13 protein-coding genes and 1 pseudogene are annotated in these 16,307 nt (G+C 55.6%); 9 read left to right on the top strand and 5 right to left on the bottom strand.

What is annotated here, in order from left to right; all coding sequences use genetic code 11:
* Positions 1–38: 38 nt before the first annotated feature.
* The 6 genes from K355_RS0114655 (at position 39) to K355_RS24100 (ending at position 6,754) form a co-directional block, all read left to right on the top strand.
* Entirely contained in the window at positions 39–1,001 is a 963-nt protein-coding gene (locus tag K355_RS0114655) for a zinc-dependent alcohol dehydrogenase family protein (RefSeq protein ID WP_022732907.1), read from the top strand.
* Between the two features lie 409 nt (positions 1,002–1,410).
* The gene (gene murG, locus K355_RS0114645; RefSeq protein ID WP_022732905.1) at positions 1,411–2,616 is read left to right on the top strand and encodes an undecaprenyldiphospho-muramoylpentapeptide beta-N-acetylglucosaminyltransferase; all 1,206 of its coding nucleotides are present in this window, start codon (positions 1,411–1,413) and stop codon (positions 2,614–2,616) included.
* The gene (murC, locus tag K355_RS0114640; RefSeq protein ID WP_022732904.1) at positions 2,613–4,022 is read left to right on the top strand and encodes a UDP-N-acetylmuramate--L-alanine ligase; all 1,410 of its coding nucleotides are present in this window, start codon (positions 2,613–2,615) and stop codon (positions 4,020–4,022) included. Before murG ends, murC begins: the two co-directional genes overlap by 4 nt.
* Positions 4,023–4,029: 7 nt before the next feature.
* Positions 4,030–4,974, top strand: a complete 945-nt coding sequence (gene murB / locus K355_RS0114635) for a UDP-N-acetylmuramate dehydrogenase (RefSeq protein WP_022732903.1) — start codon at positions 4,030–4,032, stop codon at positions 4,972–4,974.
* Positions 4,971–5,885: a D-alanine--D-alanine ligase gene (locus tag K355_RS0114630; protein ID WP_022732902.1), complete on the top strand. Its 915-nt coding sequence runs from the start codon at positions 4,971–4,973 to the stop codon at positions 5,883–5,885. The genes murB and K355_RS0114630 overlap by 4 nt, the downstream gene beginning before the upstream one ends.
* Positions 5,873–6,754 carry a cell division protein FtsQ/DivIB gene (locus K355_RS24100; RefSeq protein ID WP_022732901.1) on the top strand — a complete coding sequence of 294 codons (882 nt, stop codon included), beginning with the start codon at positions 5,873–5,875 and terminating at the stop codon, positions 6,752–6,754. The genes K355_RS0114630 and K355_RS24100 overlap by 13 nt, the downstream gene beginning before the upstream one ends.
* 359 nt (positions 6,755–7,113) lie before the next feature.
* On the opposite strand, the gene K355_RS0114620 is transcribed toward K355_RS24100, so the two are convergent.
* The 5 genes from K355_RS0114620 to K355_RS0114600 form a co-directional block, all read right to left on the bottom strand.
* Positions 7,114–8,133, bottom strand: a complete 1,020-nt coding sequence (locus K355_RS0114620; protein WP_022732900.1) for a LacI family transcriptional regulator — start codon at positions 8,131–8,133, stop codon at positions 7,114–7,116.
* Between the two features lie 67 nt (positions 8,134–8,200).
* Positions 8,201–9,307, bottom strand: a complete 1,107-nt coding sequence (locus tag K355_RS0114615) for an ABC transporter ATP-binding protein (RefSeq protein ID WP_022732899.1) — start codon at positions 9,305–9,307, stop codon at positions 8,201–8,203.
* Between the two features lie 48 nt (positions 9,308–9,355).
* Entirely contained in the window at positions 9,356–10,234 is an 879-nt protein-coding gene (locus K355_RS0114610; protein ID WP_022732898.1) for a carbohydrate ABC transporter permease, read from the bottom strand.
* The gene (locus tag K355_RS0114605) at positions 10,234–11,127 is read right to left on the bottom strand and encodes a carbohydrate ABC transporter permease (protein WP_022732897.1); all 894 of its coding nucleotides are present in this window, start codon (positions 11,125–11,127) and stop codon (positions 10,234–10,236) included. The genes K355_RS0114610 and K355_RS0114605 overlap by 1 nt, the downstream gene beginning before the upstream one ends.
* A gap of 65 nt (positions 11,128–11,192) precedes the next feature.
* A complete protein-coding gene (locus tag K355_RS0114600; RefSeq protein ID WP_022732896.1) occupies positions 11,193–12,452 on the bottom strand; it encodes an ABC transporter substrate-binding protein in 1,260 nt (419 codons plus the stop codon).
* A gap of 312 nt (positions 12,453–12,764) precedes the next feature.
* On the opposite strand from K355_RS0114600, the gene ftsA reads away from it, so the two are divergent.
* The 3 genes and pseudogenes from ftsA to K355_RS0114580 form a co-directional block, all read left to right on the top strand.
* A complete protein-coding gene (ftsA, locus tag K355_RS0114595; protein ID WP_022732895.1) occupies positions 12,765–14,015 on the top strand; it encodes a cell division protein FtsA in 1,251 nt (416 codons plus the stop codon).
* A gap of 231 nt (positions 14,016–14,246) precedes the next feature.
* Positions 14,247–15,911, top strand: coding sequence for a cell division protein FtsZ (ftsZ, locus tag K355_RS0114585; RefSeq protein ID WP_022732893.1), 1,665 nt, complete (start codon positions 14,247–14,249; stop codon positions 15,909–15,911).
* Between the two features lie 97 nt (positions 15,912–16,008).
* Positions 16,009–16,307 (top strand): annotated as a pseudogene (locus K355_RS0114580) (IS3 family transposase); the annotation flags it as partial.

Raw genomic sequence — 16,307 nt, 5'->3', positions numbered from 1 at the left:
AAATCCCGATATCTCTTTTTATCGAAACGAGGAATACAATGAAAGCCCAGATCCTGAAATCATTCGGTGGCCCTGAATCGTTCGAACTTTCCGACGTTGCCAAGCCCGTCCCCCACGCAGGACAAGTTCTGGTCCGCGTACATGCAACTTCCATCAATCCGTTGGATTACCAAGTCCGGCGCGGCGACTATCCCGATTATGTACCCCTGCCCGCCATTACCGGGCATGATGTTTCCGGCGTTGTCGAAGAAGTCGGCTCCGGCGTAACGGCCTTCGCGCCAGGTGACGAAGTTTGGTACACGCCCCAAATATTTGACGGCCCCGGAAGCTATGCCGAGTACCACGTCGCTTCTGAAAGCATCATCGGGATCAAGCCCCCCTCACTCAGTCATCTCGAAGCCGCCAGCCTGACCTTGGTTGGTGGAACCGCGTGGGAAGCACTGGTCGTGCGCGCAGCCCTCAGGGTCGGCGAAAGCATTCTGATACACGGTGGCGCAGGCGGCGTCGGTCATGTAGCGATCCAACTGGCCAAAGCTATCGGCGCAAAGGTTTTCACAACCGCGCGCGACACACAGTTTGAGTTTGCCCGAAGCATGGGCGCGGATGTCATCATCGACTACGAAAAAGAGGATTATGTTGACGTCATCATGCGCGAAACCGGCGGTCATGGCGTGGATGTTATCTTCGACACCATTGGCGGCGACACATTGACGCGCAGCCCCAATGCCCTCGCCCAGCTTGGCCGCGTTGTCTCGATTGTCGACATTGCAAAACCGCAAAACGTTATCGAAGCTTGGGGCAAAAACGCCAGCTTCCACTTCGTTTTCACGCGGCAAAATCGCGGCAAGCTTGATGAGTTAAGCGCCTTGATCGAACGCGGTCAGCTACGACCACATGTTGGTGCGGTCTATTCGCTCGCCGACATTCCGCTTGCTCATGCCCGGCTGGAAACCCGCAATAACGGTCTCCTTGGCAAAATCGCAATTACAATCGAACCATAAGCTGATCAACCCCGCATCGAAAAGCATGACCCTGCCGTTCCGACCTCACGACGGCAGGGTCACCATTCACATTGCAATCGGTATTGCAGTTCTGGCCCTAACCCGCGGCGAATAGCGGCCTGCTAACCACTGGATTCCCGCCTGCGCGGGAATGACGGCCAAAAGGGCGACATCCCCCAACACCCAAAACACCGTCACTCCCGCGAAGGCGGGAGTCCATCCCACCACGAACGCAGCCTTAAACAGCACGTCACCACCTTCCCCGCCCTCAAACATCCCAACGACACCCCCGTCCCAAAAAAACGACAAATTCCCGCCCTACAAACGTCCCCGCTTGAAGGGATATTAACCTTTGTCGGGTTTTGATGGGGGAACCTTGGCGCGTGCCGTCGTGTAACATGTGGACGAGATGACGAAACTCACACAACCTGATATTTCCACCACCAATGACGCCCCGCTTGCCGGGCAGGTCATCGCTGTGACATCTGGCGGGACGGGCGGTCACATGTTCCCCGCCGTTGCCCTGTCAAAGGCGCTGGTGCGGCGCGGCGCAAAGGTGCTGTTTTTCACCGATGCCCGGGCTGCGCGCTATACCGACGGGGTCGATGGGGTGCAAACCATCATCCTGCCCGCGGGCGGGATCGCCGGTAAGGGCCTTAAAGGCCGCCTCATGGGTGCTGCCCGTCTTGGGCTTGGCACGCTCAAAGCCCGCTCGATGATTAAAAAGGCCAAACCGGCTGTCGTCATCGGCTTTGGCGGATATGCCTCGATCCCGGCCACCATGTCGGCCAAGTGGCTGGGCATTCCGTTTGCCATTCATGAACAAAACGCCGTTTTGGGCCGTGCCAACCGGTTGGTGGCAGGGTCTGCCAAACGCATTGCCACCTCATTTCCCACTGTCACCCTGATTGATCCGACCGATCAGAACAAAGTCATCTGGACTGGCAACCCGGTGCGCGCCGAAGTCGCCGCCCTTGCCAACAGCACCTATGACGTACCGACCGAAGACGGCCCGATCAAACTTCTGATCACCGGCGGGTCACAGGGGGCGCGCGTTCTGTCCGAAATCCTGCCGACCGCACTGGTCAACCTGCCCGAAGGCATTCGCACCCGCCTTGTCGTCACCCAGCAAGCCCGCGACGAAGACATCAATGCGGTGCGCAAGACCTATGACGGGTCGGGCATTGATGTGACATTGGCATCCTTTATCGATGACATCCCCGAACGCCTGCGCGATTGCCATCTGGTGATTGCCCGTTCCGGCGCATCAACCGTGGCCGAATTGACCGCTGCCGGGCGTCCCGGCTTGCTGGTGCCACTCCCCCATGCCATTGATGATCATCAACGTTTTAATGCCCAGCAGGTCGAAGACGCCGGGGGCGCATGGCTGATGCCGCAAGACCGTTTTTCCAGTGAAACCGTCACCGACCGGCTGGCAAAGCTTTTACGCAATCCTGCGGCCTTGACCCGTGCGGCAAAGGCCGCCAAAACCGCCGGACGCGCCAATGCTGCCGAACGGCTGGCCGATATGGTGCTTGATATGCTGGGTCTCAACCCCGCAGGCACCCCGGATGCAGAAAACATAAGTAAGAAAGACCAAGGAGACACGCAATGAACACCCTGCCGCTCAACATCGGCACCATCCATTTTGTCGGTATTGGCGGCATCGGTATGTCCGGTATTGCCGAAATTCTCCATAACCTTGGCTATTCGGTGCAAGGGTCTGACATCTCTGACAATGCCAATGTTCAGCGCCTGCGTGGTCTTGGCATTAAGGTCTTTGTCGGCCACGAAGCTGGCAACATCACCGATGCCAACGTGGTTGTGATTTCAACCGCGGTTAAATCTGACAACCCCGAAGTCATTGCCGCACGTGCCGACATGATCCCGGTTGTTCGCCGTTCTGAAATGCTGGCCGAACTGATGCGCCTTAAGGCCGCAATTGCAGTTGGCGGCACGCACGGCAAAACCACCACCACGTCACTTGTTGCCACCATGCTGGATGCGGCGGGCCTTGATCCGACCGTCATCAATGGCGGCATCATCAATTCATACGGCACCAATGCGCGCCTTGGCGATGGCGACTGGATGGTGGTTGAGGCCGATGAGTCGGATGGCACCTTTGTGAAGGTCCCCTCGACCATTTCGGTTGTCACCAACATCGATCCCGAACATCTTGATCACTGGAAGGACTTCGACCAACTGCGCGAAGCCTTTAAAAACTTTGTTCAAAACATCCCGTTTTACGGCTTTGCCGTTTTGTGCATTGACCATCCCGAAGTTCAGGCCCTGATTGGCCGGGTCACCGACCGCCGTATTTTCACCTTCGGTTTCTCGCCACAGGCCGATGTCCGCGCGACCAATGTGCGCACCAACATCTCCGACAGCGTCTTTGACGTCGTCATCCGCGAACGGGTCGATAGCGAAGAACGCATCATCAAGGATGTCCGCCTGCCGATGGTTGGCGACCATAACGTGTCAAACTCGCTGGCCGCGATCACGGTCGCCCTTGAACTTGGCATCCCGGATGAAAAAATCGTTTCCGCCTTTGACGGATTTACCGGGGTCAAACGCCGCTTTACCAAAACCGGCGAAGTTGATGGTGTCACCATCATTGATGATTACGGTCACCACCCGGTCGAAATCAAGGCGGTGCTCAAAGCCGCCCGTCAGGCGACCCAGAACAATGTCATCGCCGTGGTGCAGCCGCACCGCTATTCGCGCCTGCATGACCTGTTCGAAGATTTCTGCACCTGCTTTAACGATGCCGACAACGTCATTGTCGCCGATGTCTATGAAGCCGGAGAAACCCCGATCGAAGGCGCATCACGCGATGCACTGGTCGAAGGATTGCGCAACCGGGGTCATCGCCATGTCAGTGCGCTTGAAGGACCGGAAAAACTGGCCGAAGTCATCGCCGCTGCGGCCAAACCGGGCGATCTGGTTGTCTGCCTTGGTGCCGGCTCCATCAGCGCATGGGCCAACGCCCTGCCCGCCCAACTCGAAGCCCTGAAAAACTGAGGTTACCATGAGCACGCCGGGACACCACACACCTCTGATTGACCGCCTGCCCAAGGTCCGTGGCAAGCTGCGCGAAGGCGCGCAATTGTCAAAGGTCACCTGGTTTCAGGTCGGCGGCCCCGCTGATGTGTTGTTCCGTCCGGCCGATGAGGCCGATCTTGCCGGTTTTCTGAAAAAAAAGCCCGCCGATATGCCTGTAACGGTCATCGGGGTGGGATCGAACCTTCTGGTCCGTGATGGCGGCATTCGCGGTGTGGTCATCCGTCTGGGGCGTCCGTTTACCGATGCCGTGATCAAGGATGGCGACATTCATGTTGGGGCCGGTGCACTCGATCTGAATGTTGCGCAAACCGCCCAGCAGGCCGGTATTGCCGGGCTGGAATTCCTGTCGGGCATTCCGGGTACCATTGGCGGGGCACTGCGCATGAATGCCGGGGCATATGGCACCGAAATCAAGGATGTACTTGTCTCGGCCACCGCGATTGATGGCAAGGGCAACCTGCACACCGTCACCCCCGACGACATGGATTTATCCTATCGTCATTGCGGCGTGCCCGATGACTGGATTTTCACATCCGCCATCCTGCGTGGCACATCCGGTGACCCCGGTGAAATCGCCAACCGCATGGCCGAAATTCAGGATACCCGCGCCGGATCACAACCGATCAAATCGCGTACCGGCGGATCAACTTTTGCCAATCCGACACCGGACCGCGCGTGGGAACTCATTGATGCCGCCGGGTGTCGTGGGTTGACCATTGGCGGTGCGCAAATATCCCCGCACCATTGCAACTTCATGATCAATCTCGGCACTGCCACCGCCTTTGATCTTGAACAGTTGGGCGATGAAGTCAAAAAACGGGTCAAAGACCACAGTGGCGTTGATTTGCGCTGGGAAATCCGGCGCATTGGCGAACGCCTTGGCCACTCAATCATAGGAAAAGACGCATGAACAAACATGTCGCAGTCATTTATGGCGGTTGGTCGGCCGAACGCGAAGTCTCCCTGTCCTCGGGCGTTGAATGCATCAAGGCGCTGCGTGAAAAGGGCTATCAGGTGACTGAAATTGACGCGACCCGCGATCTGGCCGCACAGCTTACCGCCATTGATCCCAAACCCGATGTGATTTTCAATGCCCTGCATGGCCGCTGGGGCGAAGATGGCGCAGTTCAGGGCCTGCTTGAAATCATGGACATTCCCTATACCCATTCAGGTGTGCGCGCGTCCGCCATTGCGATGGATAAAATGTCGGCCAAGGCGATGTTCATGGAATATGACATTCCCTGTGCCCGCCATGTCTGGGTGACGCGCGATGAAATTGCCAAGGGTGCGGCCCTGCCCCCACCCTATGTTCTCAAACCCAATAACGAAGGGTCGTCTGTCGGGGTTGAAATCATCCTGACGGCCGAGGAAGAACAAAACATGCTGGCCCGTGACTGGGTGCATGGGGCGGGCGTCATGCAGGAAGAATTCGTGCCGGGCCGTGAAATGACCGTCGCGGTCAAGGATGGCGAGGCGATGGAGGTCATCGAAATCCTGACCGGCAATCATGCCTTTTACGATTTTGAATCGAAATACGCCCAGGGCGGCTCCGAACATGTCGTGCCCGCCGATATCTCCGATGATTTGCGCACCAAACTGCGCCAAAACGCCGAAGCCGCCTATCGCGCGCTGGGATGCCGGGGGATTGCGCGCGCCGATTTCCGCTATGATCCCAAACACGACCGTCTGGCCATTCTTGAAATCAACACCCAGCCCGGCATGACCCCGACATCGCTTGTCCCCGATGCCGCACGCCATGACGGCTTTAGCTTTGCCGACATCGTCGCATGGATGGTGGAGGACGCCTCATGCGAGCGTTAGGAACATCAAGCACGCTCGAAGAACAGGCGCGCGAACGCCGCGAAAAGCTTGATAAACAACACAGCGTTGCCTCGAACGTCAAACGGATCGCCCGTGTTGTCTGGTGGACCGGCTTCATTGGTGTCTTTACGCTTGGCCCGATTGCGCTGTGGCAAACCGGGCGTGCGGATGCGTGGTTAACCATCGCCCAGAACGAAGCCATTCGCCTGTCTGCCGATTTTGGCATGACGGTCAGAAACATTGAAGTATCGGGCCGCGAAAAAACCGATCCCAACGCATTGTTGGCCGCCATCGGCAAAAAGCCCGGCACCCCGATCATTACCTTTGACGTCGACAGTGCACGCGAACGGATCGAACAGCTGTCATGGGTGCGCACGGCTGCTGTCGAACGCCAATTGCCCGACACCCTGATTGTCTCCATCGTCGAACGCCGCCCGCTGGCCCTTTGGCAGACAGATCAAGGCAACCATGTGCTGATTGATGGCGATGGCGCGCAGCTTCAGAACTATGAACTCGGCGACTATCTTGACCTGCCGGTTCTGGTCGGCGATGACGCCCCCGAACACGCCGCCGAGATGCTCAGCATCATCAAATCAGTACCCCATCTCTATGATCAGGTCACCGGCGCGCAGCGCATCGGCCACCGCCGCTGGAACATTCAACTTGCCAACGGCATGTATGTCCGCCTGCCCGAAAAGGACATGGACAAGGCATGGCAACGCCTTGCGGTGCTCAATAACGAACATGACCTGCTCGAACGCGATGTCCTGATCGTCGATCTGCGCCTGCCCGACCGCACCTTCGTCCGCCTCACCCCCGGTGCCGCCGAACTACGCCGCAGCCCACCAAAAAAAGGTGACGCGGCATAACACCGCATTCATACACAAGGTGCCCCAGCGGATCGCCGTCGCCCCTTAAGAAGAGTGATGCCGCATGACGCTGCAACTCATCCCAAAAGATAATCTAGCGTGACGTCACAACCTGGAAAAAAAGAGGGCGCGGTCGATCCCGCTCTGGCCTCCTGCTCCATCGTCAAAACCACAACATTAAATCATCATACAATATTACTTATTGGTGTTTTCGACGATTATGCACCCTGCTGCGAACAAACTTCGCGTTATTCATTAAAAATGATCAATCACAACAACTATTCATTTTTTATGAATAATTAAAACATGCCTGATGCGACGTTTGTGGGTGGGATTTAGGCCCCTTAAACGCGATCACCTTACCCCTCATTTCGCCAAACCGGGACCGGCTGACTAAGCGATTGCAGGTTGGTGGTATCGCGCCCTTCTATGACATCCAAAAGGTGGGTCGCCAATTGCTGCCCGGCGACAATCAGGTCCTCGCGCAAACTGTCGATCCTTGGGCGGGTAAAGTTCAGCAAATCCGACGTTTCCTTGGCAATCACATCAATATCTTGCCCGACATTCAGGCCTGACTGGATCATGCCGTCAATCAGCGCCATGGCACAAAGCTCGCTACCGCAAATGATGCCGTCGGGCACATAATCCTGATGGCGCAACGCCATACCGGCCTGACGCAGAACTTCGCTGCTGCTATCAAGGTCAATGCCACCAAGGACTTGGAACGGCACCCCGGCGGCCTTCGCCGTTGCCGCCAGCCCGGCCAGCGTTTCCTGATAATACGAAAATTCCGATGGTGGCGATAACAGTGCCAACCGTTTGCGCCCGCGCGAAATCAGGCGGTTTGCCGCCATTTCGCAAAAGGCCCGATTGTCAAAATCGTGATAGGCGTGCTCCGCCCCGGTAAGGCTGCGACCATGCGCGACAAAGGGCAATCCGCTTTGGCGCAGCACCTCAATGCGTTCATCATCGGGGCGCACATGGGTAATAATCACCCCGTCGGCTGCGCGTGTATTCAGGATATAGCGTACCGGGTCCATCGGATCATCGGTGCGCGATTGTGGTGTCACAACAAGATGGTACGGCGTGCCGCGCATGACATCGGAAATGCCGACAATCAAACGTCGGGCAAATTCCGGCACCTTGTCGGTTTGATCCAGCACCAGACTGATGACATTGGTTTTGCCTGTGCGCAACCGCACCCCGGCCCGATCAGGGTGATAGCCAATGGCATCGGCCACCTTGCGCACCCGCAGTTTGGTTTTGGCACTGATGTCATGCGCATCCTTAAGCGCACGCGACACCGTGGTCACCCCAAGGCCGGTCATTTCCGCAATGGTTTTAAGCGTCGGTCGGCTTTGGGCACGTGACGGGCCCAAATTGCCAACAGGATCATGTTCAGACAGCGCGCTGTCCCTCCGTGCAAGGCATTCCGATGTGTATTTTCTAACGCAGTCTTACGCCGCTTTGGGGATCAAAAAACACAACTTTTTCAAGGTTAAAGACCAATTCCGTATGCTGGTTGGCCTGCCCGAACCAGTCCTGATGCAAGCGCGTCACGACTTCCTTACCGCCAAGCGCAGTAATGGCATAGATGTCCGCCCCGGCGGGTTCAACCACATCAATCTTGCACGATGCGGTCACCTGTTGCCCGGCCCGCATCGCCGCCCGGCTATCCGCATCGGTGATGGCTTCGGGCCGGATACCAACAATGACTTCCTGCCCCTCATATGCGGCCACATCGCCGGGCAATTGATCAAATCCCAGCACCAGCGGGTCTTCGTCCGCACGTGCCATTTCAACCCCGTTGCCACGTACCGTTGCCGGGATCAGATTCATTGCAGGCGATCCCATGAAATCAGCGACAAACAGATTGGTCGGATCGTTATAAATTTCGGCAGGCGTGCCGTATTGCTGCACGACCCCGTCTTTAAGAACCGCAATGCGTGTACCCAGTGTCATGGCTTCGATCTGGTCATGGGTGACATAGACAATCGTGGTGCCGAATGTCTGATGCATGCGTTTGATTTCAGTACGCATATCCACGCGCAACTTGGCATCAAGGTTTGAAAGCGGTTCATCAAACAGGAACAGTTGCGGATTGCGCACCAGCGCACGCCCCATCGCCACACGTTGGCGTTGCCCACCGGAAAGCTGACCGGGTTTACGATCCAGCAGATGTTCGATCTGAAGGGTTTTGGCTGCCTCTGCCACCTTGGCATCACGTTCGCCCTTTGGCATGCCGCGCATTTCAAGGCCAAAGGCGATGTTTTGCCCGACATTCATGTTGGGATAAAGCGCGTAGCTTTGAAACACCATCGCGATGTTGCGTTCGGCAGGCGGCAAATCATCAATCACATTGCCATCAATGCGGATTTCCCCGGTTGTCAGCTTTTCAAGCCCGGCAATCGTGTTCAGAAGTGTTGATTTGCCACAGCCTGACGGGCCGACCAGCACAAGAAACCCGCCTTCCTCAACATCAAGCGAGATATCGCGCAACACATTGATTGGACCGAAACTTTTGCAAACCTTGTCGATTTGTAGAAAGGACATGATAACTTCCCTGTAATTCTTTTTTGGGTGCTTTTGGCTTTGCTTGGCTTAGCCCTTGACCGCACCGGCCATCAATCCACGCACGAAATAGCGCCCGGAAACGACGTAAACGATCAGTGTCGGAAGGGCCGCAAGCACCGCACCAGCAAAATGCACATTGTATTCCTTAACCCCGGTCGAGGATGAAACGAGGTTGTTGAGTGCCACGGTCATTGGCATCGAATCAAAATCGGCAAAGGACGCGCCAAACAGGAAATCATTCCAGATATTGGTGAACTGCCAGATTACGGTCACGACAATGATCGGCCCGGAACTGGGCAATAAAATACGGGTAAAGGTTCGCCAGAACCCGGCCCCGTCCATCTTGGCCGCCTTGATCAGTTCATCAGGAAATGCCGCGTAATAGTTGCGGAAAAACAAGGTGGTAAAGCCAAGCCCATAGACCACATGCACCAGCACCAGACCGCTTGTCGTGCCTGCAATGCCGATCATGCCCAAAACACGGGCCATCGGGATCAGGACAATCTGGAACGGGATGAAGCAGGCAAACAGCATCAAACCAAAAATGATCTTATCGCCGGGAAACCGCCATTTGGTCAGGACATACCCATTCATCGCCCCAAGGGCGGTCGAGATCGCAACAGCAGGCACGACCATCATGATGCTGTTGATGAAATAGGGGCTAAGCCCGGTGGGTTCGACCCCGATCTGGGCTCTGGACCACGCGTTCAACCAGGGCTCAATCGTGAAAACCTCGGGCAGTGACATCATGTTGCCACCGCGGATTTCATCGAGTGTCTTAACCGAATTGACCAGCATGACAAACAGCGGCAGCAGATAATAAACCGCAAACAGGATCAAAACCGCATACAGGGCAGCACGCATAAGCTTGCCGGTGCCAAACGAAGGTTGCGTTGAACGGGCCATTAGCGACGCTCCCTGAGTTCGGAATAAAGGTAAGGCACAATGATCGATGCAATCATGGCGAGCATGATCACAGCAGATGATGCCCCAACCCCCATCTGATTGCGGGTAAAGGTATAGGAATACATGAAGGTCGCGGGAAGTTCGGTCGCACGCCCCGGTCCGCCATTGGTCAAGGCAATGACAAGGTCATAGGCCTTGATCGCCAGATGGGCCAAAACCACAAAGGCCGACAGAAATACCGGGCGCAATTGCGGAATGACGATCCGGGTATAGAGGCTCCATCGGCTGGCCCCGTCCATCTGGGCGGCTTTCATGATTTCGCTATCAATGCCGCGCAGCCCGGCCAGAAACATTGCCATGACAAACCCCGATGATTGCCAGACAGCGGCAATCACCACGGTATAGATCGCCATGTCGCGATCCTTGATCCAGTTAAAGGTGAAACTTTCCCAGCCCCACAAATGCATGGTGTTTTCAAGACCAAGACCCGGATCCAGAAACCATTTCCACGCCGTCCCGGTGACGATAAACGACAGCGCCATCGGATAAAGATAGATCGGGCGCAGGATGCCTTCGCCGCGTATTTTTTGATCAAGCAAAATCGCCAGCACCAAGCCAAGCACCGAGCAGATGGCGATGTAAAGAATGCCAAAAATCGCAAGGTTCTGAAGGGCAACCAGCCAGTTTCGTTGCCCCCACAGGTTGGCATAGTTGCCAAACCCTTCGAGATCATAAGATGGCAGCATCCGGCTGTCGGTCAGCGACAGATAACCGGTGTAAATGATAAATCCGTAAACGAATAAAAGGATCAGAAACAGGCTTGGGCTCAGCACCAGACGGGGCAGAACTTCCCGCAGGGTTGCTTGTGCCTTGCCGGGCAAGGATGGTTGCATCAGTAATGCTCCGCACGTTATCCGACGGCCGATGTTCGCACCGGCCGTCGGTTTATCGTTTTGGTTTATTGGGCGGATGCCACCGCATTGACGAGTTCTTCAGCAGCCGTCGCGCTGTCGTACTCGCCGTTGAAATGGGCGGTGATCACGTCATACATGGCATTTTTGACCCCGGCCGGGACCGAGTGACCATGCGCCATAGAGCCAAACAGCGTGCCTTTTTTGTTGGCCGCAGCCAGTTCGGCCATGCCTTTTTTACCGCACGCATCAAAGGCGTCGTTTGAAACATCCGTACGGGCCGGGACCGATCCCTTGACCACGTTAAAGGCCGACTGGAAGCTTGGCGACATGACCGCAGATGCCAGTTTCATCTGGGCGTCCTGGCGGTCCTCACCAACCTTGAACATGACAAACTGGTCAGAGTTGAACGTTACCGCATCCTGCGTTCCGGGGAAGCGGAAGCACATAAAATCGGTATCCGGGACTTTACCGGCATTGAGGAATTCACCCTTGGCCCAGTCACCCATGAACTGCACACCGGCTTCCTTGTTGATCACCATCGCGGTTGCCAAGTTCCAGTCGCGGCCCGAGAAGTTGTCATCAACATAGGTGCGCAATTTCGCCATGCGATCAAACACGGTTTGCATCGTATCTGATCCCAATGCATCCGGATCGGTATCGATCATGGATGCCTGATAGAAGTCCGGACCACCGGTTGCCATCACAACCGCATCAAAGATGGTGGCATCCTGCCACGCCTGCCCGCCATGGGCGACGGCGGTGTAACCAGCGTCCTTGATCTTATCAAGGGCGGCGATCAACTCATCCCAGTTGGTCGGCTGTTTCAGATCAAGTTCTTCAAAAATTGCCTTGTTGGCCCAGACCCAGTTGGTGGAATGGACATTGACCGGGGCGGCAATCCAGTGACCGTCATGCTTTGAAAAGTCTTTCAGAGCATCGGGAACAACCTCTTCCCAGCCTTCCTTTTCCGCCAGCGCATCAAGGTTGGCCAAAACATCTTCGCCCGCCCAGTCCTTGATATCAAAGCCCAGCATCTGAACAGCGGTTGGGGCGTTGCCCGATGTCACGCGTGCGCGCAGAACGGTCATTGCCTGCTCACCGCCACCACCTGCGACCGGCATGTCGTTCCATGAAACGCCCTGATCTTCGAGATCCTTTTTCAGAACCTGAAGCGCCTTGGCTTCACCACCGGCTGTCCACCAGTGCAGGACTTCTACACTTTCCTGAGCCGATGCAATGCTGGTCGAAAGTCCGAGTGCCGCGATCATTCCGATCCCGGCACGTGTCATTTTGCCAAGAAACATGCTGTTTCCTCCCTGTTGGTTTTATGATTTGGCGGTTAATTACTGCAACGTTACAGTTGACTGTCAAGCTGGGCCTGTAACGTTGCAGTACAACAAAGCTATAACCAGAGAAAACCCGCGGTTGATCATCCCTGTCATTTTGCACCGCAAAATGCCAATTCCCGTGATCAGATTGACGTATTGCAAAAGACTCCGGTCAGCCTTAACCAATTTGCAACGGCTTTTAGTGGAAAACGGGCGTAAGGTTCGGACGTTGGGGACAAGTCCTGATTAATCGAACCAATAACTTTAAAAAAGATTTCGAGCACTCAATTGGCACGCAGCAAAACCAAATCAGGATTGATTGCGGCTTTGGACATTGGAACGTCCAAGGTCTGCTGTTTTATTGCCCGACGTGAAAAAGACCTGCCGCCGAAAATCATCGGCATTGGTCACAACATGTCCAAGGGGCTGCAAAGCGGCGCAATTTCCAATCTTGATGCCGCACAGGAAGTTGTCTTGGCGGCGGTCAACGCCGCCGAAAAAATGGCGGGGCACACGATTGAATCCGTGATCGTAAACCTGTCGGGGGGACAACCCGAATCGGAAACACATACGGTTGAATTGCCCCTTGGGTCCCGACCGATTGGCAATCTTGAGATCAGAAAACTCAATGATCAGAAAGAAGCCCTGTTGCGTCAGGCCGGTGACGAACTGATCCACGCGGTTCCGCTTGGCTTCCGGGTGGATGGTACCAACAGCATGAATGATCCGCGCGGAATGTATGGATCGACCCTTGGTCTTGATCTTCATTTTGTGCGCACCCAGACAGCCCCGCTTCGCAATCTTGATACGCTTTTGCGCCGCTGCCATCTGGCCATCAGGGAAACCGTTGTCACCCCGCTGGCATCGGGTCTTTCGGCCTTAACACCCGATCAGCGCGACCTTGGTGCCACCGTGATTGATATGGGGGCCGGGACAACCAGTGTTGCGGTTTTCCACGGTGGACAGGTGATTTATACCGCCTCGGTTCCCGTCGGTGGGGCGCATGTGACGCGCGATATCGCTTATGGGCTGAACACGTCGCTTAACCATGCGGAACGGATGAAAACCCTGCATGGCAGTGCATTGACATCCCCATCCGATGATCAGGAAATCCTTGCAGTTCCGGTGATTGGCGATGAAGACGAAAACAATTTCAATCATGTGCCGCGATCGATGTTGATCAACATCATCAAACCGCGCCTTGAAGAAACGTTTGAGTTGATCCGTGATCAACTTGAAGAACATGGTCTGTCACAGATCGGCGGGCGCAGCATCGTTTTGACCGGGGGTGCCAGTCAGCTCAATGCCATTTCTGATCTGGCAAACCAGATGTTTGAACGTCCGGCAAGTATCGCACATCCACACGGCGTCACCGGCCTTGCCGAAGCAACCGCGGGTCCGGCGTTTTCGGCCTGTGCCGGATTGTTGCTGCGCGCCGTCGAACAGCAAAACGACCCATTAAGCGAAGCCATGGCCAATATCCGCCAATCGGGTGGTCGCTGGGGCCGTCTTGGTGCGTGGTTTAAAGAAAATTTCTAGTTTCCCAACATCAAAAACCAAGCAATCCGCAGGTTTGCTGAGCAAATCGGAATGAATGCAGATTTTTTTTGCATTTTTTCGAAAACTTTTGCGCGCATTAACACGCCAATAACTCTTTGCCAGCTAAAACCATCTTGGAGGTCTTTGTGTCAGGACGTGTTCTGACATACGTGGCAAAGGGAAGGTCGCGTAGATCTTTAAGCTCTAAAGCGCGGAGAGGAAGAGCAAACAATGAGTACAATCAGTTTTTCCGTACCTGAAACGGAAGAAAACCTAAAACCGAAGATCACCGTTATCGGTGTCGGCGGTGCTGGCGGAAACGCCGTGAACAACATGATCACATCCGAACTTGAAGGGTGTGACTTTGTTGTTGCCAATACCGATTCTCAGGCCCTGAGCCAAAGCAAAGCCACGCGCAAAATGCAGCTTGGCCGCAAAATCACCCAAGGCCTGGGTGCAGGTGCACGTCCCGATGCCGGGGGTGCCGCAGCAGAAGAATCCATTGAAGAAATTCAGGCACAGCTTGAAGGCTGCCACATGGTATTCATCACCGCCGGTATGGGCGGTGGTACGGGTACCGGTGCAGCGCCGGTCATCGCACGTGCTGCCAAAGAGGCAGGCATTCTGACCGTCGGCGTTGTGACCAAGCCATTCCATTTTGAAGGCACGCGCCGCATGCGCACTGCCGAACAGGGGATCGAGCAACTTCAACAGTATGTTGATACCCTGATTATCATTCCGAACCAGAACCTGTTCCGGGTTGCGAATGAAAAAACCACGTTCGCAGATGCCTTCCAGATGGCAGATGATGTTCTGCGCAATGGCGTGCGTTCGATTACCGACCTTATGATGGTTCCCGGTCTTGTGAACCTTGACTTTGCCGATATCCGCACTGTGATGAGCGAGATGGGCAAAGCCATGATGGGAACCGGCGAAGCATCTGGCGAAAAACGTGCCCTTGAGGCCGCCGAAGCTGCCATCGCAAATCCGCTTCTGGAAGATGCATCGATGAAGGGCGCACGTGCTGTCCTGATCAACATCACCGGCGGCATGGACATGGCGCTTTACGAAGTCGACGAAGCCGCGAACCGTATTCGCGAAGAAGTCGCCTCCGAAGCCAACATCATCTTTGGGTCGACCTTTGATCCGACCATCGAAGGCGCGTTGCGTGTTTCTGTGGTGGCAACCGGTATTGATGCCGAGGATGTCCGTCGTCCGCAGCCAACCACTGTTTCCGTCGCACAGCCCAAGGCGGCTGAACCGGCAGAAAAAGTCGCAGCCGCACCGTCATTTGGTCAGCATGGTGCCGGCAATGCCGCTGCCAGCGCACCAGAAGCCGGTATGGCACAGGATGACTATGCAGGCGGTGCTTCGATTGATCAGATTCCAGCAGATCGCTTTGCTGCCACCGGCAGCGCGCATCAGCCAGAATTGAACCATCAGGCCGAAGCACAGCAAACCGGTTCGATTGAAATGGGCCAGACGGTCCTGAAACCGAAACCGGTCCTGCGTGCAACCGAAAAACCAAACAGCAACGGCGACATGGCATTCATTCCGCCGCGCGCTGTTTCACCAAGCGAAGCCGCACCGGTCAGCAAACACAGCCCGGACGTCTTTGAGGCCGCAGATGCCCAGAACGCAACATCGCCGCGTTCGGTCCTAAGCAGCCTGTTTGGTAAAAACAAAACCGCCAGGGAACAGCAGGGACAGCCGCAACAGCATGCTGCCCCCAAGGTCGGGCAACCGCAGGCACCTGCGCCGCGTCAGACCGAAATGCCCCTGCACGATGATGGATCGCAGGTCATGAACAAGGAGCCCTCTTCCCGGGGCAAGACGCCTGGTGCGTCTGATGACCTTCTTGAGATCCCGGCCTTCCTACGTCGTCAGGCCAACTAACGACGTTTCTCCGCGCGAAAAAGGGAAGGCAAAATGCCTTCCCTTTTTTTATGAGTTGTCACGTCCTGAAATACGTTGTCACCTACAGGAGATGACAATGTCTACTTCAGGCAAAGTGCGTCGTAAGCGCACACAACGAGATTACAACATGGGCTTTAAACTGGCTGTTGTTGATCAGGTTGAAAAAGGCGAACTGACCTATAAGCAAGCGCAGGACCGCTATGGCATTCAGGGACGAAGTACAGTCCTGAACTGGTTGCGCAAACATGGTAAGCTCGACTGGTCCACAGCGAGGCACACAGCCATGTCCAAATTGGAAGAAACCCCGGAACAAAAGATCAAGCGTCTTGAAAGGGAGCTTGAGGATGAGCGGATCCGCGTCATGGTCCTTGATGG

The sequence above is a fragment of the Thalassospira lucentensis MCCC 1A00383 = DSM 14000 genome, assembly GCF_000421265.1.
GTDB lineage: Bacteria > Pseudomonadota > Alphaproteobacteria > Rhodospirillales > Thalassospiraceae > Thalassospira > Thalassospira lucentensis.
This window is presented reverse-complemented; position numbering and strand designations above follow the sequence as displayed.